The organism is Agrobacterium sp. 22-226-1, from assembly GCF_053522345.1.
Genome location: NZ_JBNWCP010000006.1, coordinates 241,056 through 264,236 on the forward strand (window position 1 = coordinate 241,056; position 23,181 = coordinate 264,236).

Sequence of the window (23,181 nt, forward strand, 5' to 3'; positions counted from 1 at the left end):
CATCCGGCCAAAGCCCCCAAGCCTTTGGACATAGAGAGGAAAAGAAGAAATTAATTATAAACGCACTCTCTAAAATGCGAAGAGGCAGAATGCGGTGGAAAGGGCGCGCGCACCCGTCTTGCCGTCGCCATCGTCATATGTCCGTCATCCACCTGCCCTTTATTGTGGCACGCTTTTATGATCTAGCTTACTTATTGGCTGAAAAAGGAAAATTGACGAATGACGGATAAAAACCACCCGATTTACGGCGATATTGACGGCCCCATCATCATGATCGGCTTCGGCTCCATCGGGCGCGGCACTCTTCCGTTGATCGAACGTCATTTCAATTTCGACAGGAGCCGGCTCGTCGTCATCGACCCGCGCGAAGACATCGCCGCCTTTTTGGCCGAGAGGAACATCCGCCATATCCAGACGCATCTGACCAAGGAAAATTACCGAGAGATTCTCAAGCCGCTCCTCAAGGGCGTTCAGGGCCAGGGCTTCTGCGTCAATCTCTCGGTCGATGCCGCCTCCGTCGATCTGATGCGGATCTGTCGCAAGCATGGCATGCTTTACATCGACACGGTCGTCGAACCCTGGCCCGGGTTTTATTTCGACGCCGATGCCGACAATGCGGCCCGTACCAATTACTCGCTGCGCGAGACCATGTTGAAGGAAAGGGCGCGCAAGCCGGGCGGCACGACGGCGGTTTCCACCTGCGGCGCCAATCCGGGCATGGTGTCCTGGTTCGTGAAACAGGCACTCGTCAATCTCGCCAAAGATACCGGCCTCGACATCGAGGAACCGCAGCCGCATGACCGCGATGGCTGGGCAAAGCTGATGAAGCGGCTTGGCGTCAAGGGCGTTCACGTGGCCGAGCGCGACACCCAGCGGGCGAAAGAACCCAAGCCCTTCGGCGCTTTCTGGAACACATGGTCGGTCGAAGGTTTTATCGCGGAAGGTTTTCAGCCGGCCGAACTCGGCTGGGGAACGCATGAAAACTGGATGCCGAAAAACGCAAAAAAGCAGAAAAAGGGAAGCAAGGCGGCGATCTATCTCGATCAGCCCGGCGCCAATACGCGGGTGCGGACATGGTGTCCGGGGCTCGGACCGCAATATGGATTTCTCGTCACGCATAACGAAGCGATTTCGATTTCCGACTATTTCACCGTCCGCAACGATGATGGCGACGTGACCTATCGGCCGACCTGCCATTATGCCTATCATCCCTGCAATGACGCCATTCTTTCCCTGCATGAGCTTTTCGGCAATGGCGGCACCCCTCAGCCGATCCAGCATGTGCTCGGCGAAGACGAGCTTGTCGACGGCGCCGATGAACTCGGCGTTCTTCTTTATGGCCATGACAGGAATGCCTATTGGTATGGCTCTCGGTTGAGCCTGCAGGAAGCACGCTCCCTCGCCCCCAACCAGAATGCGACCGGATTGCAGGTCAGTTCCGCTGTGCTCGCGGGCATGGTCTGGGCGATTGAGAACCCGCAGGCCGGTATCGTCGAGGCGGATGAAATGGATTACCGCCGTTGCCTTGAGGTGCAGCGCCCCTATCTCGGACCCGTCGAGGGACATTATACCGACTGGAAGCCGACCGATGGCCGCCCCGGCCTGTTTCCCGACAATATCGATACGTCCGATCCCTGGCAGTTTCGCAACATCCTCGTGCGCTGACGGGACGGAGTCTCATATTTGTCACGCCGGGGCTTTCCTGCATGACATCAGGAACCGGGGAGAGCGAACAACGTTGCCTTGAAATAAGCAACGCTTCGCGGCATGGTCGAAGCACAGAAGGTTTCATCGAATCGCAGGAGAACAGGCTCATGAACTTCAAGACAAGCGCTGCTTTGCTTTCAGCCGCCATCGCGGTGTCTTCATGCGTCGCGCCGGGTCCCTCCCAGCAGACCTCGATGGCGCCTTCGCTTGCCCGCGGCCCGGCCGTCGACGGTCGCTGGATCGACCGCAACGGCATCGTATCGACGTTCCAGAACGGCGCCTTCTCCACCCGCTCGACCGACACCAACACGCTTCTGGCCTCCGGCACCTATGTGACGATTTCGCCGACGCTTTACGAAATCAACATGACCTCACTGGTGCGCAACACGCAGTCGCGCGTCAACTGCGCCCTCGTCTCTCCGTCACAATTGAACTGCACGACGGACACGAACAGCCAGTTCTCGCTGACGCGCCAAGGCTGATAACGTCACCTTTTCAAAGAGATGATCTTCTGGAACGCACGCTTCAGGCGTGCGTTTTTGTTTATTGTGCGCCTGTCATAATTTCGCTTGCGGCGATTGCCGCTAAATGGAAACATCGCGCTTTGAAAGACTGACATGATTTCAGATTAGAAAATGAGCACGGCCGGAGGATGATCGACCGGCCCGGGCTTCCGCTTTGAACAGGAGAGAGGGACCATGAAGAAAATTTTGGGATTGGGTATGCTGAGCGTTTCAGCGATAACGCTTTCGGCTGGAGCGGCTCTGGCCGATTACGAGCTCAACATTCTTCACATCAACGATTTTCACTCCCGTATCGAATCGATCAACAAATTCGACTCGACCTGCTCGGCGGAAGAAGAAGGCAAAAACGAATGCTTCGGCGGCGCCGCCCGTCTTCTGACCGCAATCAATCAGACCCGTGATGCCCTGAAGGCTCAAGGCAAGAATGTCCTCCTGCTCAATGCCGGCGACAATTTCCAGGGATCGTTGTTCTACACCACCTACAAGGGCACGGTGGAAGCGGAAGTGCTGAACGCCATGAAGTTCGACGCCATGACCGTCGGCAATCATGAGTTCGACGACAGCGAAGACGGACTTGCCGGCTTCCTCGACAAGGTGCAGTTCCCCGTCGTGACCGCCAATGTGGTGGCAACCGCCGCCTCGAAAATCGGCGACCGCGTCAAGCCGTCCATCGTGCTCGAAGTCGGCGGACAGAAAATCGGCATCGTCGGCGCGGTCGCGAACGACACGGCTGAACTGGCAACGCCCGGTCCCAATATCACCATCGCCGAAGATGTCGCGAAAATCAGCGAGCAGGTACAGAAGCTGAAGCAGGACGGCGTCGACAAGATCATCGCCCTCACCCATGTCGGCTATCCGCGCGATCTCGAATTCATCGCCAAAATCCCTGACGTCGACGTCGTGGTCGGCGGCCACACACATACGCTGCTTTCCAACACCGACCAGAAGGCCGAAGGCCCCTATCCGACCCTCGTCGACAATCCCGGCGGCTACAAGGTTCCGGTCGTTCAGGCCGGACAGTACAGCAAATATCTGGGCGACCTCAAAGTGGTCTTCGACGACAGTGGCGTGGTCAAGGAAAGCAAGGGCGATCCCATCCTGATCGACTCCTCCTTCAAGCCCGATGAAGCCACGCTGAAGCGCATCGATGAGCTGAAGGCGCCGATCGAGGCTCTGAAATCGAAGGTCGTCGGCTCTTCGGAAGGCCCGATTGAGGGAGACCGCAAGGTTTGCCGCGTGAAGGAATGCTCCATGGGCAATCTGGTGGCGGATGCGACGCTTGCGCGCGTCAAGGATCAGGGCGTGACCATCGCTTTCGCCAATAGCGGCGGCCTGCGCTCCTCCATCGATGCCGGCGATGTCTCCATGGGCGAAGTGTTGACGGTTCTGCCGTTCCAGAACACCGTCGCGACCTTCCAGCTGAAGGGCGAGGATATTCGCGCCGCCCTCGAAAATGGCGTCAGCCAGATCGACGACGGCGCTGGTCGTTTCATGCAGGTCTCCGGCCTGAAATATTCCTTCGACCGCTCCAAGCCGGCCGGCGGCCGTGTCGTTTCGGTCGAGGTCAAGGAAGGCGACGCCTTCGTGCCTCTCGATCCCGCCAAGACCTATATTGTCGCGGCCAATAATTACGTTCGTACCGGCGGCGACGGCTTCAAGGTCTTTGCGACCAAGGCCATCAACGCCTATGACTTCGGCCCCAACCTCGAGGAAGCCGTTGCGGCCTATATCACCGCCAACAGCCCCTATAAGCCCTACACGGATGGCCGCATCAGCGAAGTAACGCCTGCCGGTTATGTCGCTCCGGCAAAGCCGGCGGCACCTGCGCCGGCCGCCACACCGGCCCCCGCTCCCGCAGCACCGGCCGCCACGGCTCCGGCCACGACGACGCCCGCCGCAGCCGCTGCTGCCGCCAGCAAATATGTCGTTGAAAAGGGCGACTCGCTCTGGAAGATCGCAGCGGAGAAATATGGCGACGGCGCTCTCTGGAGCAGGATTGCCAAGGCAAACACGCTGAAGCATCCGAACCACATCGAGATCGGCGAGGAGCTGGAACTGCCGGCTCAATAAGCCGGACGGGAACAGACAGGGCAATTTGCCGCAGACAGGAAGCCGGCCCTCGGAGATCGGGGCCGGCTTCTTATTTTCCTTTTAAAAACAAATCTTTACAGATCAAATTTTGGCAAAAGACATCCTGCAGCGCCCCCCGCCGCGGAAATAGCCTCCGCCGGTGGTTTAATCCTGAAAAATTTCGTCTAGAACACGTGAACAAATTGACGGCACGAGCGTATAGCTCGGGCATTGCCGGTCCAACCCCGTCGCGGTTTGCGTTCGGCACGCATAAACAGAAGATGGAGCGTTTCCGCCCTTGTCCGAAACGGAACCGCTCCTCACGCAACCAGTCCGAGTTTCAGGGTGTCATTCATGGCGACAGAACTATCCGCACTCCCCGCAAACCATCCCCGCACGGCATTTGGCAAGGTCGGCGTCCTGCTCGTCAACCTCGGCACGCCTGACGGTACGGACTATTGGCCGATGCGCCGTTATCTGGCGGAATTCCTGAGCGACAAGCGGGTGATCGAATGGTCGCGTCTCTACTGGTATCCGATCCTTTACGGCATTGTTCTCAACAAGCGCCCGCAGAAAGTCGGCAAGGCCTATGAGGAAATCTGGAACCACGAGCGCAATGAAAGCTATCTGCGCACCTATACTCGCAGCCAGGGCGAGCTGTTGGCGGAAGCGCTGAAGGACCTGCCCAATGTCGCGGTCGACTGGGGCATGCGTTACGGCCAGCCCTCCATCGCCTCGAAGATCGATGCGCTGAAGGAACAGGGTTGCGAAAAAATCCTGCTTTTCCCGCTTTATCCGCAATATGCCGCATCGACCACGGCAACCGTGAACGACAAGGCTTTCGAGCATTTGATGAAGCTGCGCTGGCAGCCCGCCATCCGCACCGTACCGCCCTATCACGACGATCCGGCCTATATCGAGGCGCTCGCCGCCTCGGTCAAAAACCATCTGGCGACGCTGGACTGGGAGCCGGAAATGCTGATCACCTCTTTTCACGGCATTCCGCAATCCTATTTCAAAAAGGGCGATCCTTATTATTGTCACTGCCAGAAAACCGCCCGGCTGCTGCGCGAGGCGCTGGGGCGGACAGAGAAAAATTTCATGATCACCTTCCAGTCGCGTTTCGGACCGGAAGAATGGTTGCAGCCCTATACCGACAAGACCGTGGAAAAGCTGGCCTCGGAAGGCATCAAGCGCATCGCCGTGATGAATCCCGGCTTCGTTTCGGATTGTCTTGAGACGCTGGAAGAAATCGCCGGTGAAGCGGGCGAGATTTTCCTGCATAATGGCGGAGAGAAATTTACCCATATTCCCTGCCTGAACGACAGCGCCGAGGGCATGAATGTTCTCGAAAAGGTTGTGCGGCGGGAGTTGCAAGGATGGGTGTAATCTTGCCATAACGATGCCGGGGTAAAACCCGGACGGTTCTGATCAGGAGGAAAAGTGATGATTGCATTGGGCGGTTTCGACATCGTCGTCATGGCAGCGGTGGTTCTCGTTATTCTGGTGCTGTTTGCCGGCATCAAGACCGTGCCCCAGGGGCATCGCTACACGGTTGAACGGTTCGGGCGCTATACCCGCACGCTCGAGCCGGGCCTGAACCTCATCGTGCCGTTCTTCGAAACCATCGGTTCGAAAATGAACGTGATGGAGCAGGTCCTGCATATACCGACACAGGAAGTCATCACCCGCGACAATGCCAGCGTCTCCGCCGACGCCGTCACCTTCTATCAGGTCCTCAATGCCGCGCAGGCCGCTTACCAGATCGCCAATCTGGAAATGGCCATCGAAAACCTCACCATGACCAATATCCGTTCGGTGATGGGTTCGATGGACCTCGACGAATTGCTGTCGAACCGCGACGCCATCAACGACCGCCTGCTGCGCGTGGTGGACGAGGCGGTGGGACCATGGGGCATCAAGGTCACCCGCATCGAAATCAAGGACATCGCACCGCCGAAGGATCTCGTCGATTCCATGGCGCGGCAGATGAAGGCCGAGCGCGAAAAACGCGCGCAGGTGCTGGAAGCCGAAGGCGCCCGCAATGCCCAGATCCTGCGTGCGGAAGGCGCAAAGCAATCCGCCATTCTGGAGGCGGAAGGCCAGCGCGAAGCGGCGTTCCGCGATGCCGAGGCGCGCGAGCGTCTGGCCGAGGCCGAAGCCAACGCCACCCGCATGGTCTCGGAAGCCATCGCCGCCGGCAATGTCCACGCCATCAATTATTTCGTCGCCCAGAAATATACCGAGGCTCTGGCAGAAATCGGCACGGCGAAGAATTCCAAGATCGTGCTGATGCCGATGGAGGCTTCGGCGCTGATCGGCTCCCTTGGCGGTATCGGCACGATTGCGAAAGAGGTTTTCGGTGACAGGGGCGATGCGCCGACCGCGCCGGCCCCCTCCACATCGTCCCGCTCCGTGCCGCCGACGCGGCCTTCCGGCCAGAGCATCAACGTCACGATCCCCGGTAATCCCTTCGGCTCTTCATCGGAGAAGTGATGATGCTGCAACGGCTTGCCACTGAGCTGGGACCATGGAGCTGGTGGATTGTCGCCTTCGTGCTTCTGGCCGCCGAACTCATCGCCCCCGGCGTGTTCCTGATCTGGATCGGCCTCGCCGCGCTGGTCATCGGCGCGGTCTCGCTGCTTTTGTGGGATGCGGCATTCTGGGCCTGGCAATTGCAGCTGGTGCTGTTTGCCGCGCTCTCCGTCGTCTTCGCCCTGCTTGGCCGGAAATATTTCGGCAGGAACCGGGCGGCAAGCGACGAACCCTTCCTCAACCAGCGTGAGGCAAGCCTTGTCGGCCGCACCGCGACCCTTCAGGAACCGATTGTCGAAGGGCGTGGCCGCATCAGGCTGGACGATACCTGGTGGCCGGTCAACGGCGAAGACCTGCCGGCCGGCACACGAGTGAGGATCGCTTCCGCACGCGGACGCACGCTGACAATCGAGCCGTTGGACCGATAGATTCAGACCAGCTTTTTCAGGATCAGCGGTGGCTTCAAGCCACGCCAATTCTCAAGAGATCGTGGAAATGCACCAGCCCGATGGGCCGGTTGTCGTCATCGATGACAATAAGCGCGCCAATGTGGAATTTTTCCAGCGTCGCCAGTGCGCTGGTCGCCAGCACCGATTTTTTGACGGTCTTCGGCGTGCGGGTCATGATGTCGTCGACCGTCATCTCGGCGAGGTTGCGCGACAGGTTGCGCGCCATATCGCCCTCGGTGACGATGCCGCACAGGCAGCCATCCTCGTCCAGAATGCCGACACAGCCGAAATGCTTGCGGGAGAGAACCCCGACCGCTTCCGGCATGGCCGTTCCCTTGTTGACCAGCGGCACACGATCGCCGGTATGCATGATATCGCTGACCAGCGTCAGGCTCGCCCCCAGTTTGCCGCCGGGATGAAACACCTTGAAATCGCCCGCCGTAAAATTGCGCGCCTCCAGCAGTGCAACGGCAAGGGCATCGCCCAGCGCAAGCTGCATCAACGTAGAGGTCGTGGGCGCAAGGCCGAGCGGGCAGGCTTCCTGCTCATTGGGAACCAGCAGCACGATATCGGAAGCCTGTGCCAGCGATGAATTTTCCGAACAGGTGAGCGCGATCAGCGGAATGGAGAAACGACGCGAATAGTTGATGATGCTACGCAGCTCCGCGCTTTCGCCGCCCTTGGAAATGGCCAGCACCACGTCATCGCCGCCGATCATGCCCAGATCGCCGTGATTGGCCTCCGCCGCATGCACAAAAAAGGCAGGCGTTCCGGTGGAGGCGAAGGTGGCGGCAAGCTTCGCGCCTATGTGGCCGCTTTTCCCGACCCCGGTAATGATGAGACGGCCATTCGACTGGCCGATGGTCTCGATCGCCTTGCAGAAGGGCTCGGAAAGGCCGTTCCTCAGAGCATCCTCAAGGGCGGCAAGGCCAGCCCGCTCCATCGAAATCGTCCGCACGGCGGATTCGATGGCATTGTCTTCGACCAGTTTGACGGCGCGCGTAATCATGGCTGACTGTTACTCTTTCAACCGGAATAAGTCCACTCTCCAGCCGGCCAGCGCCGGGTTTTAGTAGATGTCGTCCGAAAATGTTCAACGGTTTCGGTATAACGACATATCATCAATGACGGCGATCCGGCGGAGAAATCTCCTCCATCGTTCCAAGCCGCTTGAAAGGGATGTTTTCCTCGTCGACCAGATATCGCCCGAGCGTCCTTACCCATGAGACCGAGCCGTCACTGCGGCGCACGGCATATTCCTGATTATAAAAACTCGCGGCCTTCAGGGTAATCAAAGCCGTTTCGATCACACGGTTTCGATGATCCAGGTCCACTTTTTCAAGCATCTGAAAAATGCTGATGCCCTGCATCGCCTGCCGCAGTGGAATACCGAAGAGTTCAGCACATACTTCGTCTAGATAGAAACGGTCATTGGTAATATCCCAACAATAAAAACCGACCTGCTTGGTGTTCAAAACGGGATTCATGAAACGACGCTGTCACACAAAATAAAATTCAATACCACTTGCTGAGCAATAGAAGATCAGCCCCTATAAACTATAGGGCGATTCCGTGCCGAATTGAAACGTTTTAATCTTCTCATATTAGGAATATTTTGCATTCTTGACCATTTTCCTCCAGTCATGGTGACGGCTGAAATCGGCCCGCCGGGTCCGATGATCGGCGCCGTTGGCTTTGCGCCCCTGCCATAACACTGAAATCCCGGCGATCTTTATCAACTGTTAACCATAAAAAACCTATTGTTAAAGCGATGTTAAAACTTGCGTCGCCTGTCTGGTCCCTGGTTTCTTCACGTCATTTCATCGGCCTGTCACTCATCGGGTCTGAGGAGATGTCTTGGTGGTCCTTCGATCCGGCATCGGCCAAACTCGCCGGGTGAAAAGGAATGAACGTGAAGGGCACCGCCACACGTCTGCCGACGTCGCGGAAAGCAGCAACCCTGCTGCTCGCCTGCACGATTTTTTACCCACAGGGAAACACCTTCGCGCAGACCGCAACGACAGCCATACCCGTCTTGCCGGGCGCCGCTTCTGCCGTCGACGGAGCAGCTTCCTCCATACCGGCGACGGACAGTGGGGTGAGCACTGGCGCTGTCCCTGCCACAGCTACACCCACGCCGGCACCGCAACTCTGGCGTCCGTCCAACAATCCCGGCGATCCGATTTACGAACAGCAGGACGACGCGGGCCAACCCTATGCCGAGGCCGAAAACCCCTATGAGCCGACGGTGGACGGTGGCGAAAATCCACGGATAGCGACCGAACCCGGCCAGACGCCCGGCATCCGGCTCGGCACATTCCTGCTGCGGCCTTCGATCAGCCAGACGATCAATACGGAAAAGCAGACGAATACCGGCGGCCCTTCCAGACGCAACTATCTGACGACAGGCATACGCGGTACGCTCACCAGCGACTGGTCCCGTCACGCTTTGACGGTGACAGGCGACGGCGCCTGGGAGAGAAATTTCGGCAGCGACAAGGACGGCGAAGAACCCCGGGCCAGGATAGAGGCCGATTTGCGCCTTGATCTCGGCGAAGAAACGACGGCCAATCTCAAGGCCGGTTACGAATTCAGCCGCGAAGACACGACGGACCCCAATGCTCTCACCGGCGCTGCCGTGCAGGGCGGCGAACACCGCTTCACCACCAGCGCATCGATAGAGCGGGATTTCGGCAAGCTGCGCGGCCTGGCGGCGCTCGATCTCTCGCGCACGGTCTATACGGACGCGAAAGGCGTCGACGGCCGGCCGATCAGCCTCAGCGACCGTGATCAGAACGGCGCGAACCTGCGTGGACGCATCGGTTATGAATTGTCGCCGGCGCTCATCCCCTTCCTCGAACTGAATGCCGGGACGACCAAATATGACAGGCGTCTCGACAATTCGGGCTATGCCCGCTCCTCCAATGCCTATGGGGCGAAGGTCGGCGCGGAAGTCGATCTTGGCGAGAAGACACGCGGCGAGGCCGCCATCGGCTATCTGCGCAAGCAATATGACGACGATCGCCTCGCCTCGATCGGCGCATTGACGCTGGATGGCGAACTCAACTGGTCACCCCAGCGCGGCACGAATGTCAATCTTGGCCTGCGCACGACGATAGAGGACTTTGCCGGCGGACCGCAGGGTGGCTGGGTTTCCTATCGGCTGGATGCCGGCCTGACCCACGAATTGCGCAGCAACCTCGTTGCCCGCCTGACGGGACAGATCGTGCATCGCACATTCCCCTCTTCCGACATGGAAAATGCCGTTGAATATACCGCAGGCGCCGGCCTGACCTGGGGGCTGAACCGCTATCTCGACCTGACGGCGGACGTCAGCTACCAGTGGACACCGGTTTATGACAGCAGCGAGCTGCGTGTCGGCGCAGGACTTGTCCTCAAGCGATAGGCTTCGGCCAAAAAGAAATCCCGGCGCTGAGGCCGGGATCCCGTTGTTGTTCTGGTGAATTACTTCAACCCGTCGATCAGAGCCTTGATCGGCTCTTCGATCGCAGGGCGAATATCGCCACGCTCCAGCGCGAAGGCGACGTTGGCAAGGATGAAACCATCCTTGGCGCCGCAATCGAAGGTCTGGCCACGGAAATGATAGCCGGAGAATTCCTGCGACTTCGCGAGCGTCAGCATGCCGTCCGTCAGCTGGATTTCATTGCCGGCGCCACGCTCCTGATTTTCGAGAATGTCGAAAATCTCGGGCTGAAGAATGTAACGGCCGTTGATGTAGAAATTCGACGGCGCCGTACCCTTGGCAGGCTTTTCGACCATTTCAGTGATCTTGAAACCTTCGCCCACGGCATCACCCACGCCGACGATACCGTATTTATGCGTCTGATCGGGAGCGCATTCCTGCACCGCGATGACGTTGCCCTGGGTCTGGTCATAAAGTTCAACCATGCCCTTGAGGCAGCTTTTCTGCGAATGCATGATCATATCGGGCAAGAGCACGGCGAAAGGCTCGTCGCCGACGATATCACGGGCGCACCAGACCGCATGGCCAAGACCGAGCGGCACCTGCTGGCGCGTGAAGCTCGCGGTGCCCGCCTTGGGCAGAAGGCCGGCCAGCAATGTCAGCTCGGCATTCTTGTTGCGCTCGCGCAGCATCTGTTCAAGTTCAAATTGAATATCAAAATAATCTTCGATCACCGCCTTGCCGCGGCCGGTGACAAATACAAAATGCTCAATGCCCGCTTCCGCCGCCTCATCGACGACGTATTGAATGACCGGCTTGTCGACGACGGTGAGCATTTCTTTCGGAACCGCCTTGGTTGCGGGCAGGAAACGCGTGCCGAGACCTGCGACCGGAAATACGGCCTTCCGAATTTTCTTCTGTTCTACCACATATCCCTCCTGAGAGATAAAACTTGATCACAATCCCCGCACGCTGTTGTTATTTCAAAAATAACAACGTTTTGTAAAGGGTGACGCTACCATCTATTAATGGTAAAGAATTTGTTGACGTTCTTTTGTTATCCATGATGACGCCCGATGCGTTTTCGCAATCGAAATGACATTCGAGAGAACGAAAGACAGACGATGACAAAGATGATCCTTTCAGATGTCCGCAAATTCGGCTGCATGGTGGTTGCAGGCCTGGCAATCTCGCTGGCGCCCGTTTCGGCCCGCGCCGATCAGGGATTCCGTCAGTGGATCAACCAGTTCTATGCAACAGCCGCGAAAGAAGGCATTAGCAAGGCGACCTATCAGAAGGCCTTTGCCGGTGTCAGCGAGCCGGATCCCGACGCGCTGCGCAAGGCCACCTTCCAACCGGAATTCACCACGCAGATCTGGGATTATCTCGATTCCCGCGTCAATCCGTACACGGTGCGGATCGGCCGCGAGATGAAGATGAAGCACGCGACAACCCTTAACTGGATCGAGCGTAACTTTAACGTCGACAAGCACATCATTCTCGCCATCTGGTCGATGGAATCGAATTACGGCGCGGTTCTCGAAAAACCCGAACGTCTGCACAACATCCCGCAGGCGCTGGCAACGCTCGCCTATTCCGATCCCAAACGCGCCAAATTCGCGCGCACGCAATTGATCGCCGCTCTGAAGATTCTCCAGGCGGGCGATGTCACGCCGAAACAGCTGACAGGCTCCTGGGCGGGCGCGATGGGTCACACCCAGTTCATTCCCACCAGCTACCTGCTTTATGCGGTGGATGCGGATGGCAACGGCAAGCGCGACATCTGGCACTCCGTTCCGGACGCGCTGGCAACCGCGGCCAATCTTCTTTCCAAGAACGGCTGGGAGCCCGGCCGGACCTGGGGTTATGAAACCGCCGTTCCGCGTGGCGGCGCCCGTTATGAAGGGCAGACGAAGACCATTGCGGAATGGACGAAGCTCGGCTTTGCCCGCCCGAACGGCAAGAACTTCACGCGCGGTTCCGATCGCGCCATGCTGAAATTGCAGGGCGGAGCAAACGGGCCCGGCTTCCTGATGATGAAGAACTTCTTCACCATCAAGAAATACAACGCATCCGACAGCTATGCGCTCGCCGTCGGTCTGCTTGCGGATGAGATCGCCGGTTATGGCGGCATGCAGCAGAAATGGCCGCGCCCCGATGGGACGCTGGACATTCGTGAAAAATTCGAGCTGCAGACCCGCATGAAGGAACTCGGCTATTATGACGGTGAGGTGGATGGGAACTTTGGCTCCGGGTCGAAAGCCGCCATCAGCGCCATCCAGTCGCGCATGGGTATGGAAACCGACGGCCAACCGTCGCAGCGGTTGCTGAGAGCCTTGCGCAATTGATAATGTGCCGGTGAATTCGGCGGCGGCGTGAGCGCCGCCGATGCATCCGGAAAGGTTGATGTCATGAGTAGGAAACCTGCGGCGAAGAACGGAAGAACCGGCTGGCGTTTCTGCGCCGTCCTTCTTTCCGTTGTCCTTGCCGTGCCGCTCGTTCCTTCCGAAAGCTTCGCCCAGGAGCAACGGCGCACCCTGTTTGAAATGCTCTTCGGCAGACCGGTGGGCCGCGATGGCGGATCCGGGCGCGAATACCAGCCCCGCAACCGCCGCGACTTTCCGTCTGCTCCGCGCGAAAGATCGGTCACCCGCCCGCAACCCGCCAGAAAAGCGCCCTCGGTGGTGCAGATGCGGACCGCAAAGCCGGAGCCGGCCGCCAAGCTTGAAAATGCGCGACGCGTTCTGGTCATCGGCGATTTTCTTGCCGGCGGCATGGGTGAAGAACTGGTCAATGCCTTCGCCAGTTCGCCTGCAATCGCCGTCGATGTGCGTGCAAATGGTTCTTCCGGCCTCGTCCGTACCGATTATTACGACTGGTTCACCAACCTGCCGCAATTCATCAGCGAGACCAAACCGGCCACCATCGTCATCATGATGGGATCGAACGATCGCCAGCAGATGCAGATCGGCGATATCAGGGAAAAATTCGGCACGGAGGTCTGGTTCAAGGAATATGAGCGGCGGATCGACGAGCTTCTGGCCCTTGCCAGGCGCCAAAAGGTGCCGCTCTTGTGGGTTGGCCTTCCCGCCTTCCAGTCGCCGTCGCTTTCGGCCGATCTCGTCGGTTTCAACCGGCTTTATCGCAGCCATGTCGAGAAATACGGCGGCGAATTCGTGGACGTCTGGGACGGCTTCGTCGATGAGGCGGGAAAATTCGTCATTACCGGCTACGACATGAACGGCCAGCAGGCGCGCCTGCGCGAGGCTGATGGCATCGGCATGACCCAGGCCGGCAAACGCAAGCTTGCATTTTACGTCGAAAAATTCGTGCGCCGGCACCTCGATAGCGCCGGGCCGGACCTCGTGAAACTGGACGGCAGCAATCTGCCGGCACTTACCTCCCTGCCCGCGCTCGGCATCGATGCCGGGCAGGTGCGTACCCAGCCTATCAGCCTCACCGATCCCAATCTCGATGGCGGCGACAAGCTGCTGGGCGATGCCCCTTTGGCCGCCGGACCGACACGCGTATCCGTGGTGGAATCGCCACGCGAAAGGTTGACCAAGCGGGGCGAAATGGCCGATGCACCGGCAGGCCGCATCGATGACTATCGTGTGGCGCCCGATACCACACAGGCAAAACAATAAGCGCTTTCGCAGCGGCCTGACCGCCCAGCAGCGGGCGTAATGTTTAGGCAATCCGCACATGACAGGATAGGTACAGCTTTGCAGGAATGCGGGGTTGGCCATCCACCATCCCCGCTCCCCCTTTTTGCATGGCGACATCTATTTGACGGCGACGCCTCGCTTGTTCGTAGCGTCAGCAGCGCCGTCATTTTTTTGCCTTTCGCCGCGCCCCTCTCCAGAAGGTACGCCGGACAATACCGAGATGAATTCATGCGCCTGCTGCTTGTTGAAGACGAACGCGAAATGGCAGCAGCCCTGTCCGCCGCGCTCCACCGGTTCGATATTATCGTGGATACGGTCGGCACGCTCGATCTTGCCCGTCACGCCATCATGGACGGCGTCCACGACCTTGTCGTGCTTGACCGGCAATTGCCCGACGGTGACGGCATCCAGCTTATCGAAGATTTGCGGCTTCTGCCCGTCACCCCGCCCGTCATCGTGCTCACCGCGCAGGGCGCGCTTGTGGATCGGGTGAATGGCCTGAACCTCGGTGCGGACGATTATCTGGCCAAGCCATTCGCGGTCGAGGAACTGCTTGCGCGCATCCGCGCCCTGATGCGCCGGCCGGCCGGCGCCGTGACGATGACTGCAAAACTGGGCAGGCTTGAATTCTGCTTCGAAACCCGCGAAGTGCGCATCAAGGGTGAATTCCTTCCGCTGACCAGACGCGAACTGCTGATCCTCGAAGCCCTGTTACGGCGACAGGGCAGAACGGTGCTGCGCTCATTGCTCGAGGAAGCCGTTTATAATTTCGACGATGAGATCCAGTCCAATGCACTCGATTCCCATATTTCCCGCTTGCGCCGCAAATTGGCGGCCGCGGATGCGGGCCTTGAGGTCCACGGCATTCGCGGCGTCGGTTACCTGCTGAGGGCAACCCCGTGAGGCTGGCCAGAAGAAAATCGCTCAAGCGCCGGCTCACCATTCAACTGCTGCTGTTCCAGATCGGCAGCCTGTTCTTCGTCACCGCCGCCATTGTCACCTATATGTCGAGCGGCGGCGCAGGCAGCGCGCTGCTCAGCCCGGAGGCGGCCCAGATAACCGCCAATGCGATCATACGGAATGAGGACAATCGGCTGGTTCTCAAAGAAACGCCCGAATTCATCAACCTGCGCAGCAATACCTCCGATTTCTGGTTCGTCGCGGTCAGCGAAAAAGGTGAGATCGTGCAGGGCGGGCAGGTGCCCGAGGCATTCAGCAACATGGATCAGCAGCTGAGCGACATCAGGGTCTCCGACGTGCGCGACGCGGCGCTGTCCTATTCCTACCTCGCCGTGGTGCGCATCGCCGTCGTTCGCCGAGCTTCGGGGCCGGCGGGAGAATTCGTCATGATCGGCAAAGGCGGGCCGTTCAGCATGACCTTCCCCGTTTTGTTGTTCTCGAACATATTGATCATGCCTGTCCTCATTCTCATGTCCATCGTGACGGTCGTGACCATCCCCTGGATCATCCGCAGGGAATTTCGCGCCCTGTCCACCATTGCCCACACGGCGGAAACCATCGATATCGACAGGCGCGGATACCGATTGCCGGATGGCGATATTCCACGGGAGGTGCAGCCGCTCGTGCATGCCGTCAACGGCGCGTTGAAGCGGCTGGACGATGGCTACGAACGGCACAAGCGCTTCATTCTCGATGCCGCCCATGAATTGCGAACCCCCGTCGCCATTCTCCAGACCCGGGTAGAAACGCTGCTGGACGGCCCGGCCCGTAGCAGAATATTGGCGGATGCCAGCCGTATCGCCGTGCTGGCCGAACAATTGCTCGATTTGCAGCGCCTTGGCGGGCAGAAAGCCCCTCTGGTTCCCCTTGATCTTGTCACCCTGTGCAGATCGGTCGTCGCCGATATGGCCCCGCTCGCCATATCACAGGGATATGCGCTGTCCTTCGAACCGGAGGAAGAGCCTATCCTCGCCCTTGCCGACGACGCTTCGTTGCAGCGCGCCCTGATGAACATCGTGCAAAACGCCATAGAACATGGCGGCAATCGCGGCACGATCACGATAAGGGTGGCGACAAACCGGGTGATCGAGATAGCCGACGAAGGCAATGGTATTCCCGAGGAGGACCGGGAACTGGTTTTCGATGCCTTCCACCGCCTGCGACCGAAAGATCGCGGCACCGGGCTCGGGCTCAACCTCGTGCAGGAAATCGTCCGTTATCACGGCGGGGAGATTACCATCAGCGATGCCTCCACCGGTGGCGCCTGTTTTCGTATCACCCTTCCCTATTGCTGAAGAAGAAGCCGTCATTTTCGCAGCCAAAAGAAAAGCCTGTTGCGTCTGCAACAGGCCTTTCCGGTTCGTATTACCGTCAGTGCTTAGCGCGGAAGAACGGTCGCACCCATCAGCGCTTCATCGATCGCGCGCGCCGCCTGACGGCCTTCGCGGATCGCCCAGACCACAAGCGACTGGCCACGGCGCACGTCGCCCGCCGCCCACAGCTTGTCGACCGAGGTTTTGTAGTCCGTTTCGTTGGCAATCACATTGGTGGAACCGCGACGGTCGGTGTTGAGCGTCAGCTTGCCATCCATTTCCTTCAGCACGCTGTCCGTGAAGGGACCGGAAAAGCCGATGGCGATGAAGGCGAGATCGGCCTTGATGATGAATTCCGTGCCGGCAATCGGCTTGCGGCGGTCATCCACCTGACAGCACTTCACGCCGGTCAACACGCCGTCTTCGCCGACGAATTCGAGCGTCGCCACCTGGAACTCACGGATGGCGCCTTCGGCCTGCGAGGACGAGGTGCGCATCTTGGTTGCCCAGAAAGGCCAGACCGCCAGCTTGTCTTCCTTTTCCGGCGGCATCGGGCGGATGTCGAGCTGCGTGACCTTCACCGCACCCTGACGGAAAGCCGTACCGACGCAGTCGGATGCGGTATCGCCGCCGCCGACAACGACGACATGCTTGCCGCCGGCAAGAATCGGATCGGCCGGCCAGCCGACGCTGTCGATATTTTCGCGACCGACGCGGCGGTTCTGCTGCACGAGGTAAGGCATGGCATCGTAGACGCCATGCAGATCGGCGCCGCCGATACCGGCCGGACGCGGGGTTTCCGAACCGCCGCAGTAGAGCACGGCATCGTGGTCGGCCAGAAGCGCCTCGACCGTCACATCGACGCCGACATTGACGCCGCAATGGAAGGTGACGCCTTCACCCTTGATCTGCTCGACACGGCGGTCGATGAAGTTCTTCTCCATCTTGAAGTCCGGGATGCCGTAACGCAGCAGGCCACCGGGCTTGGATTCGCGCTCATAGACATGAACCTCGTGACCGGCGCGGCCGAGCTGCTGCGCCGCCGCCATGCCCGAAGGACCGGAACCGATGATGGCGACTCGTCTGCCGGTGTGGATCGTCGCCGGCTTCGGCACGATAAAGCCCAACTCATAGGCCTTGTCGGCAATCGCCTGCTCGACGGTCTTGATGGCGACCGGCGCATCCTCGAGGTTCAGCGTGCACGCCTCCTCACAAGGCGCGGGACAGACGCGGCCGGTAAATTCCGGGAAGTTGTTGGTGGAATGGAGGTTGCGGATCGCCTCTTCCCAATTGTTGTTATAGACCAGATCGTTCCAGTCGGGGATCTGGTTGTGCACGGGACAGCCCGTCGGGCCATGACAGTAGGGAATGCCGCAATCCATGCAGCGCGCCGCCTGCTTCTGCACCTCGGCATCCGACATCGGAATGGTGAATTCGCGGAAATGGCGGATACGATCCGATGCGGGCTGATACTTGCCCACCTGCCGGTCGATCTCCAGAAAACCTGTAACCTTGCCCACGTTTATGTCCTCACATCAAAGCGGGGCGCCTGTCGGGCCCCAGTACCAGGTGGCGAAACCAATAACCGCCCCTAATACGATGAACTCAAATCCGGTCTCGCCGCTCGTCCAGGTGATCGCCGTGGGAACGGCGACCGCGATCATCAGCGAGACCAGTTGCTGTAGTATCCTCACGCGGCGGATTACTCCGCCGCCACGCCCATGCGCATGCGCTCCATTTCCTCAAGCGCACGACGGTATTCGACCGGCATGACCTTGCGGAACTTCGGACGGAACTCGCTCCAGCGGTCGAGTATATCCTTGGCGCGCGACGAGTTCGTGTAATGGAAGTGGTTCGAGATCAGCTGGTAGAGACGCTCCTCGTCGTGGCGCGTCATGTCCTCGGAAACGTCCACACGTCCCTTGTGCATGAGGTCGCCGCCGTGATGGTGGAGCTTCTCCAGCATATCGTCTTCTTCCGGAACCGGCTCCAGCTCGACCATGGCCATGTTGCAGCGGGTGGCGAAATCGCCCTTCTCGTCGAGAACATAAGCCACGCCGCCGGACATGCCGGCCGCGAAGTTGCGGCCCGTTTCACCGAGAACAACGACGATGCCGCCGGTCATATATTCGCAACCGTGGTCGCCGACACCTTCAACAACCGCGACCGCGCCGGAGTTACGCACCGCGAAACGCTCGCCAGCCACGCCACGGAAATAGCACTCGCCGGTGATCGCGCCGTAAAGAACGGTATTGCCGACGATGATCGAGTTTTCCGCAACGATACGGGTGTTTTCCGGCGGGCGCACGATGATGCGGCCACCCGACAGACCCTTGCCGACATAATCGTTACCGTCACCCACCAGATCGAAGGTGATGCCGCGTGCGAGGAACGCGCCGAAGGACTGGCCCGCCGTTCCCTTGAGGGTGACGTGGATCGTGTCGTCTTTCAGGCCCTTGTGACCCCAGCGCTTGGCGAGCGCACCCGACAGCATGGCGCCGGCGGAACGGTCGACGTTCTTGATCGGCACTTCGAAAACTACGGGTTCGCGGTTTTCGAGCGAGGGCAGGGACTTCTCGATCAGCTTGCGGTCGAGAATATCGTCGATCGGGTGCTTCTGGCGCTCGGTCCAGAAGGTTGCTTCCTTCGGAGCTTCGACCTTGTGGAAGATGCGGTTGAAATCCAGCCCCTTGGCCTTCCAGTGCGCCAACATCTCATCCTTCTCGAGCAGCTCGGAAGCGCCGATGATCTCGTCCAGCCTGGTAACGCCAAGCGAAGCGAGGATTTCGCGCACTTCTTCGGCCACGAAGAAGAAGTAGTTGATGACATGTTCCGGCGTGCCCTTGAAGCGCTTGCGCAGAACCGGGTCCTGCGTAGCCACGCCCACCGGGCAGGTATTGAGATGGCACTTGCGCATCATGATGCAGCCGGCCGCAATCAGCGGCGCGGTGGCGAAGCCGAATTCATCCGCGCCGAGCAGCGCGCCGATGATGACATCGCGGCCGGTCTTCAGACCGCCGTCCACCTGTAGCGCCACGCGCGAGCGAAGGCCGTTCAGCACCAGCGTCTGCTGGGTCTCGGCAAGGCCGATTTCCCATGGGGAACCGGCGTGCTTCAGCGAGGTGAGCGGCGAAGCACCCGTGCCGCCATCGAAACCGGCAACGGTGATATGGTCGGCGCGCGCCTTGGCGACACCGGCCGCAACCGTGCCGACGCCGACTTCCGACACCAGCTTCACCGAAACATCGGCTTCCGGGTTGACGTTCTTCAGGTCGTAGATCAGCTGCGCCAGATCTTCGATGGAGTAGATATCGTGATGCGGCGGCGGCGAGATGAGGCCGACACCCGGGGTCGAGTGACGGGTTTTGGCAACGGTCGCATCCACCTTATGGCCGGGCAGCTGGCCGCCTTCGCCGGGCTTTGCGCCCTGCGCCACCTTGATCTGCAGCATGTCGGCATTGACAAGGTATTCCGTCGTCACACCGAAGCGTCCGGAAGCGATCTGCTTGATGGCGGAGCGTTCCGGATTCGGCTTACCGTTCAACAGCGGCATGTAACGGTCGGATTCTTCGCCGCCCTCACCCGTGTTGGACTTGCCGCCGATACGGTTCATGGCAATCGCAAGCGTGGTATGCGCCTCGCGGCTGATCGAACCGAAGGACATGGCGCCAGTGGAGAAACGCTTGACGATATCAGCCGCCGGCTCGACATCGTCGATGGAAACCGGCTTGCGGCCAAGCGCTTCCGCCGACTTGACCTTGAACAGGCCGCGAATGGTGTTCATGCGCAGCGCCGTCTCATTCACCATGCCGGCGAATTCGCGGTAGCGATCCTGGCTGTTGCCGCGCACGGCGTGCTGCAGCGAGGCAACCGCATCCGGCGTCCAGGCGTGGCTTTCGCCGCGCATGCGATAGGCGTATTCGCCGCCAATATCGAGCGTGTTGGCAAGGATCGGGTCCTTGCCAAAGGCCGCCGTGTGGCGTGTCACGGTTTCTTCGGCAATCTCCGTCAGGCCGACACCTTCGATGGAGGTGGCGGTGCCGAAGAAATATTTCTCGACGAATTCCGAAGACAGACCGATGGCGTCGAAGATCTGCGCGCCGCAATAGGACTGGTAGGTGGAAATGCCCATCTTGGACATGACCTTGAGGATGCCCTTACCCACCGCCTTGATATAGCGATAGACGACTTCATCGTCGGAGACTTCCTTCGGGAAGGCGCCGTGCTTGTGCATGTCGAGCAGCGTGTCGAAGGCGAGATAGGGGTTGATCGCCTCGGCACCATAACCGGCCAGCAGACAGAAATGGTGGATTTCGCGCGGTTCGCCGGTTTCCACGACGAGACCGACCGAGGTGCGCAGACCCTTGCGGATCAGGTGATGGTGCACGGCAGCCGTCGCCAGAAGGGCGGGGATCGCGATGCGGTCCGGGCCAAGCTGGCGGTCGGAGAGAACGATGATGTTGTAACCGCCGCGAACGGCCGATTCAGCGCGCTCGCACAGGCGGTCGAGCATTTCAGGCATGCCTTCGGCGCCGCGCTCCACATCATAGGTGAAGTCGAGCGTCTTGGTGTCGAAACGGTCTTCCGTGTGGCCGATGGAGCGGATTTTTTCCAGATCGCCATTAGTCAGGATCGGCTGGCGCACTTCCAGACGCTTGGCGCGGGCGGCACCTTCATGGTCGAGAATGTTCGGGCGCGGACCGATGAAGGACACGAGGCTCATGACAAGCTCTTCGCGGATCGGATCGATCGGCGGGTTGGTCACCTGCGCGAAGTTCTGCTTGAAATAGGTGTAAAGCAGCTTCGACTTTTCCGACATGGCCGAGATCGGCGTATCGGTGCCCATCGAGCCGATGGCTTCCTGACCGGTCGTCGCCATCGGCGACATCAGGAGCTTGGTATCTTCGCTGGTGTAGCCAAAGGCCTGCTGACGGTCGAGCAGCGACACATCGCGGCGCAGCGCGCGCGGTTCAACCGGCTTCAGCTCTTCGAGGATGAGCTGCGTGCGGTCGAGCCAGGTGCGATAGGGGTGCTTGGCGGCAAGCTCGTGTTTGACTTCCTCGTCGGAAACGATGGAGCCCTTTTCCATGTCGATCAGCAGCATCTTGCCGGGCTGCAAGCGCCACTTCTTGACGATGCGCTCTTCCGGCACCGGCAGCGTGCCGGCTTCCGACGCCATGATGATGCGGTCGTCATCGGTGACGAGGTAACGCGCCGGGCGCAGGCCGTTGCGGTCGAGCGTCGCGCCGATCTGCTTGCCATCGGTGAAGGCGACGGCAGCCGGGCCGTCCCACGGCTCCATCAGCGCTGCGTGATATTCGTAGAATGCCTTGCGTTCGGCCGACATGGACTGGTTGCCGGCCCAGGCTTCCGGGATCAGCATCATCACGGCATGGGCCATGGAGTAGCCGCCGCGCACGAGGAATTCGAGCGCGTTGTCGAAGCAGGCCGTATCCGACTGGCCTTCATAGGAGATCGGCCAGAGCTTGGAGATATCGTCGCCGAACAGCACGGAGGAAACCGACGCCTGACGCGCCGCCATCCAGTTGACGTTGCCGCGCAGCGTGTTGATTTCGCCGTTGTGGGCGACCATGCGGTAGGGGTGCGCCAACTTCCAGGACGGGAAGGTGTTGGTCGAAAAACGCTGATGCACCAGCGCAACCGCGGATTCGAAGCGCGGATCGGCCAGATCCTTGTAATAGGCGCCCACCTGATAGGCGAGGAACATGCCCTTGTAAACGATGGTCGAGGAGGAGAGGGAAACCGGATAGAAATCCTGCGTTTCCTTGCCGCCGCCCTCGTCATAGATGCGGTTGGACAGTACCTTGCGGATCAGGAACAGCTTGCGCTCAAAATCGGCATTGCTCGCGGCATCGCGGCCGGCACCGATGAAGACCTGCACATGGTGCGGTTCGGTCGCTGCGATATCCGGCGCCTTGGAGAGCGAGGAATTATCGACCGGCACATCGCGGAAGCCGAGGAACTGCTGCCCCTCTTCGCCGATGACGTCGACGATGACCTTCTTGTAGTGCTCGATGCGGGAAGGATCGCGCGGCATAAAGATGTGGCCGACGGCATATTCGCCGGCCTTCGGCAGGGTAACGCCCTGCGCGGCCATTTCCTCGCGGAAGAAGCGGTCGGGAATCTGCACGAGAATGCCCGCACCATCGCCCATCAGGGGATCGGCGCCGACGGCGCCGCGATGCGTCAGGTTTTCAAGGATGAACAGGCCGTCCTTGACGATCTGGTGCGACTTGGCGCCCTTCATATGGGCAACGAAGCCGACGCCGCAGGCGTCATGTTCATTGGCCGGATCGTAAAGACCCTGCCTTTCCGGCAAACCGCCCGCGAAACGCGCTTTCGCAGAAACGGGTGCGGCCGCAGCCGCGGTGGGACAGTCTGTGGTCAGGGTGGCGGCGGCGATTTCCGCCTGCGGCTTGTTCGTCATTTTTGTCCCTCCTGCAAAATTACTTGCATGGTTTCATGCGAAGATCCGGCTCGACCGCGAATTTTCGCTTCCCGCAAAATCCG

General features: G+C 59.7%; 17 protein-coding genes. 11 read left to right on the plus strand and 6 right to left on the minus strand.

All coding sequences use genetic code 11. The features are described 5' to 3' along the window. Window positions 1-219 precede the first annotated feature (219 nt). From ACQZ5K_RS13165 to ACQZ5K_RS13190, 6 genes are all read left to right on the plus strand, one after another. Complete coding sequence (locus tag ACQZ5K_RS13165; RefSeq protein WP_448740545.1) at window positions 220-1,665, plus strand: homospermidine synthase; 1,446 nt, start codon at window positions 220-222, stop codon at window positions 1,663-1,665. Window positions 1,666-1,814: 149 nt separating this feature from the next. After that, entirely contained in the window at window positions 1,815-2,189 is a 375-nt protein-coding gene (omp10, locus tag ACQZ5K_RS13170) for an outer membrane lipoprotein Omp10 (protein WP_003497694.1), read from the plus strand. A 216-nt stretch (window positions 2,190-2,405) separates the two neighbouring features. Further along, window positions 2,406-4,301, plus strand: a complete 1,896-nt coding sequence (locus tag ACQZ5K_RS13175; protein ID WP_448740546.1) for a 5'-nucleotidase C-terminal domain-containing protein — start codon at window positions 2,406-2,408, stop codon at window positions 4,299-4,301. A 354-nt stretch (window positions 4,302-4,655) separates the two neighbouring features. After that, a complete protein-coding gene (gene hemH / locus ACQZ5K_RS13180; RefSeq protein WP_142780764.1) occupies window positions 4,656-5,690 on the plus strand; it encodes a ferrochelatase in 1,035 nt (344 codons plus the stop codon). Window positions 5,691-5,747: 57 nt separating this feature from the next. Beyond that, entirely contained in the window at window positions 5,748-6,797 is a 1,050-nt protein-coding gene (locus ACQZ5K_RS13185; RefSeq protein ID WP_059757718.1) for an SPFH domain-containing protein, read from the plus strand. Window positions 6,798-6,799: 2 nt separating this feature from the next. Next, window positions 6,800-7,264 carry an NfeD family protein gene (locus ACQZ5K_RS13190; protein ID WP_031233584.1) on the plus strand — a complete coding sequence of 155 codons (465 nt, stop codon included), beginning with the start codon at window positions 6,800-6,802 and terminating at the stop codon, window positions 7,262-7,264. 34 nt (window positions 7,265-7,298) lie between these two features. Here ACQZ5K_RS13190 and ACQZ5K_RS13195 read toward each other — a convergent pair whose 3' ends face one another. Then, on the minus strand, window positions 7,299-8,294 hold the full coding sequence (locus ACQZ5K_RS13195; RefSeq protein ID WP_448740547.1) for a KpsF/GutQ family sugar-phosphate isomerase: 996 nt from the start codon (window positions 8,292-8,294) through the stop codon (window positions 7,299-7,301). A 112-nt stretch (window positions 8,295-8,406) separates the two neighbouring features. Then, window positions 8,407-8,772 (minus strand): PAS domain-containing protein, encoded by a 366-nt coding sequence (locus tag ACQZ5K_RS13200; RefSeq protein ID WP_020809352.1) that lies wholly within the window; start codon window positions 8,770-8,772, stop codon window positions 8,407-8,409. Window positions 8,773-9,191: 419 nt separating this feature from the next. Here ACQZ5K_RS13200 and uppP point away from each other — a divergent pair, with 419 nt between their 5' ends. Further along, a complete protein-coding gene (gene uppP, locus ACQZ5K_RS13205; RefSeq protein WP_448740548.1) occupies window positions 9,192-10,691 on the plus strand; it encodes a polysaccharide biosynthesis protein UppP in 1,500 nt (499 codons plus the stop codon). A 59-nt stretch (window positions 10,692-10,750) separates the two neighbouring features. On the opposite strand, the gene galU is transcribed toward uppP, so the two are convergent. Next, on the minus strand, window positions 10,751-11,638 hold the full coding sequence (galU, locus tag ACQZ5K_RS13210; protein WP_003519549.1) for a UTP--glucose-1-phosphate uridylyltransferase GalU: 888 nt from the start codon (window positions 11,636-11,638) through the stop codon (window positions 10,751-10,753). A 195-nt stretch (window positions 11,639-11,833) separates the two neighbouring features. On the opposite strand from galU, the gene ACQZ5K_RS13215 reads away from it, so the two are divergent. The 4 genes from ACQZ5K_RS13215 (at window position 11,834) to ACQZ5K_RS13230 (ending at window position 16,632) form a co-directional block, all read left to right on the plus strand. Then, the gene (locus ACQZ5K_RS13215) at window positions 11,834-13,057 is read left to right on the plus strand and encodes a lytic murein transglycosylase (protein WP_003519550.1); all 1,224 of its coding nucleotides are present in this window, start codon (window positions 11,834-11,836) and stop codon (window positions 13,055-13,057) included. A 63-nt stretch (window positions 13,058-13,120) separates the two neighbouring features. Continuing rightward, on the plus strand, window positions 13,121-14,356 hold the full coding sequence (locus ACQZ5K_RS13220; protein WP_174058068.1) for an SGNH/GDSL hydrolase family protein: 1,236 nt from the start codon (window positions 13,121-13,123) through the stop codon (window positions 14,354-14,356). A 249-nt stretch (window positions 14,357-14,605) separates the two neighbouring features. After that, window positions 14,606-15,280 carry a response regulator transcription factor gene (locus tag ACQZ5K_RS13225; RefSeq protein ID WP_174058069.1) on the plus strand — a complete coding sequence of 225 codons (675 nt, stop codon included), beginning with the start codon at window positions 14,606-14,608 and terminating at the stop codon, window positions 15,278-15,280. Next, entirely contained in the window at window positions 15,277-16,632 is a 1,356-nt protein-coding gene (locus tag ACQZ5K_RS13230; RefSeq protein WP_174058070.1) for an ATP-binding protein, read from the plus strand. The genes ACQZ5K_RS13225 and ACQZ5K_RS13230 overlap by 4 nt, the downstream gene beginning before the upstream one ends. A gap of 83 nt (window positions 16,633-16,715) precedes the next feature. Here ACQZ5K_RS13230 and ACQZ5K_RS13235 read toward each other — a convergent pair whose 3' ends face one another. Genes ACQZ5K_RS13235 through gltB form a run of 3 tightly spaced genes read right to left on the minus strand, consistent with a single transcriptional unit; the run spans window position 16,716 to window position 23,098 of the window. Next, entirely contained in the window at window positions 16,716-18,170 is a 1,455-nt protein-coding gene (locus ACQZ5K_RS13235) for a glutamate synthase subunit beta (RefSeq protein WP_127755537.1), read from the minus strand. Between the two features lie 15 nt (window positions 18,171-18,185). Then, on the minus strand, window positions 18,186-18,344 hold the full coding sequence (locus tag ACQZ5K_RS13240) for a hypothetical protein (RefSeq protein WP_448740602.1): 159 nt from the start codon (window positions 18,342-18,344) through the stop codon (window positions 18,186-18,188). Window positions 18,345-18,352: 8 nt separating this feature from the next. Then, window positions 18,353-23,098 carry a glutamate synthase large subunit gene (gene gltB, locus ACQZ5K_RS13245; protein WP_448732457.1) on the minus strand — a complete coding sequence of 1,582 codons (4,746 nt, stop codon included), beginning with the start codon at window positions 23,096-23,098 and terminating at the stop codon, window positions 18,353-18,355. Window positions 23,099-23,181 lie beyond the last annotated feature (83 nt).

Coding starts and splice junctions, on each gene's coding strand:
- ACQZ5K_RS13220 (WP_174058068.1), top strand. CDS start 13,121: ATGAGTAGGAAACCTGCGGCGAAGAACGGAAGAACCGGCTGGCGTTTC.
- ACQZ5K_RS13225 (WP_174058069.1), top strand. CDS start 14,606: ATGCGCCTGCTGCTTGTTGAAGACGAACGCGAAATGGCAGCAGCCCTG.
- gltB (WP_448732457.1), bottom strand. CDS start 23,098: ATGACGAACAAGCCGCAGGCGGAAATCGCCGCCGCCACCCTGACCACA.
- uppP (WP_448740548.1), top strand. CDS start 9,192: ATGAACGTGAAGGGCACCGCCACACGTCTGCCGACGTCGCGGAAAGCA.
- ACQZ5K_RS13190 (WP_031233584.1), top strand. CDS start 6,800: ATGCTGCAACGGCTTGCCACTGAGCTGGGACCATGGAGCTGGTGGATT.
- ACQZ5K_RS13195 (WP_448740547.1), bottom strand. CDS start 8,294: ATGATTACGCGCGCCGTCAAACTGGTCGAAGACAATGCCATCGAATCC.
- ACQZ5K_RS13215 (WP_003519550.1), top strand. CDS start 11,834: ATGACAAAGATGATCCTTTCAGATGTCCGCAAATTCGGCTGCATGGTG.
- ACQZ5K_RS13165 (WP_448740545.1), top strand. CDS start 220: ATGACGGATAAAAACCACCCGATTTACGGCGATATTGACGGCCCCATC.
- omp10 (WP_003497694.1), top strand. CDS start 1,815: ATGAACTTCAAGACAAGCGCTGCTTTGCTTTCAGCCGCCATCGCGGTG.
- ACQZ5K_RS13200 (WP_020809352.1), bottom strand. CDS start 8,772: ATGAATCCCGTTTTGAACACCAAGCAGGTCGGTTTTTATTGTTGGGAT.
- ACQZ5K_RS13175 (WP_448740546.1), top strand. CDS start 2,406: ATGAAGAAAATTTTGGGATTGGGTATGCTGAGCGTTTCAGCGATAACG.
- ACQZ5K_RS13185 (WP_059757718.1), top strand. CDS start 5,748: ATGATTGCATTGGGCGGTTTCGACATCGTCGTCATGGCAGCGGTGGTT.
- hemH (WP_142780764.1), top strand. CDS start 4,656: ATGGCGACAGAACTATCCGCACTCCCCGCAAACCATCCCCGCACGGCA.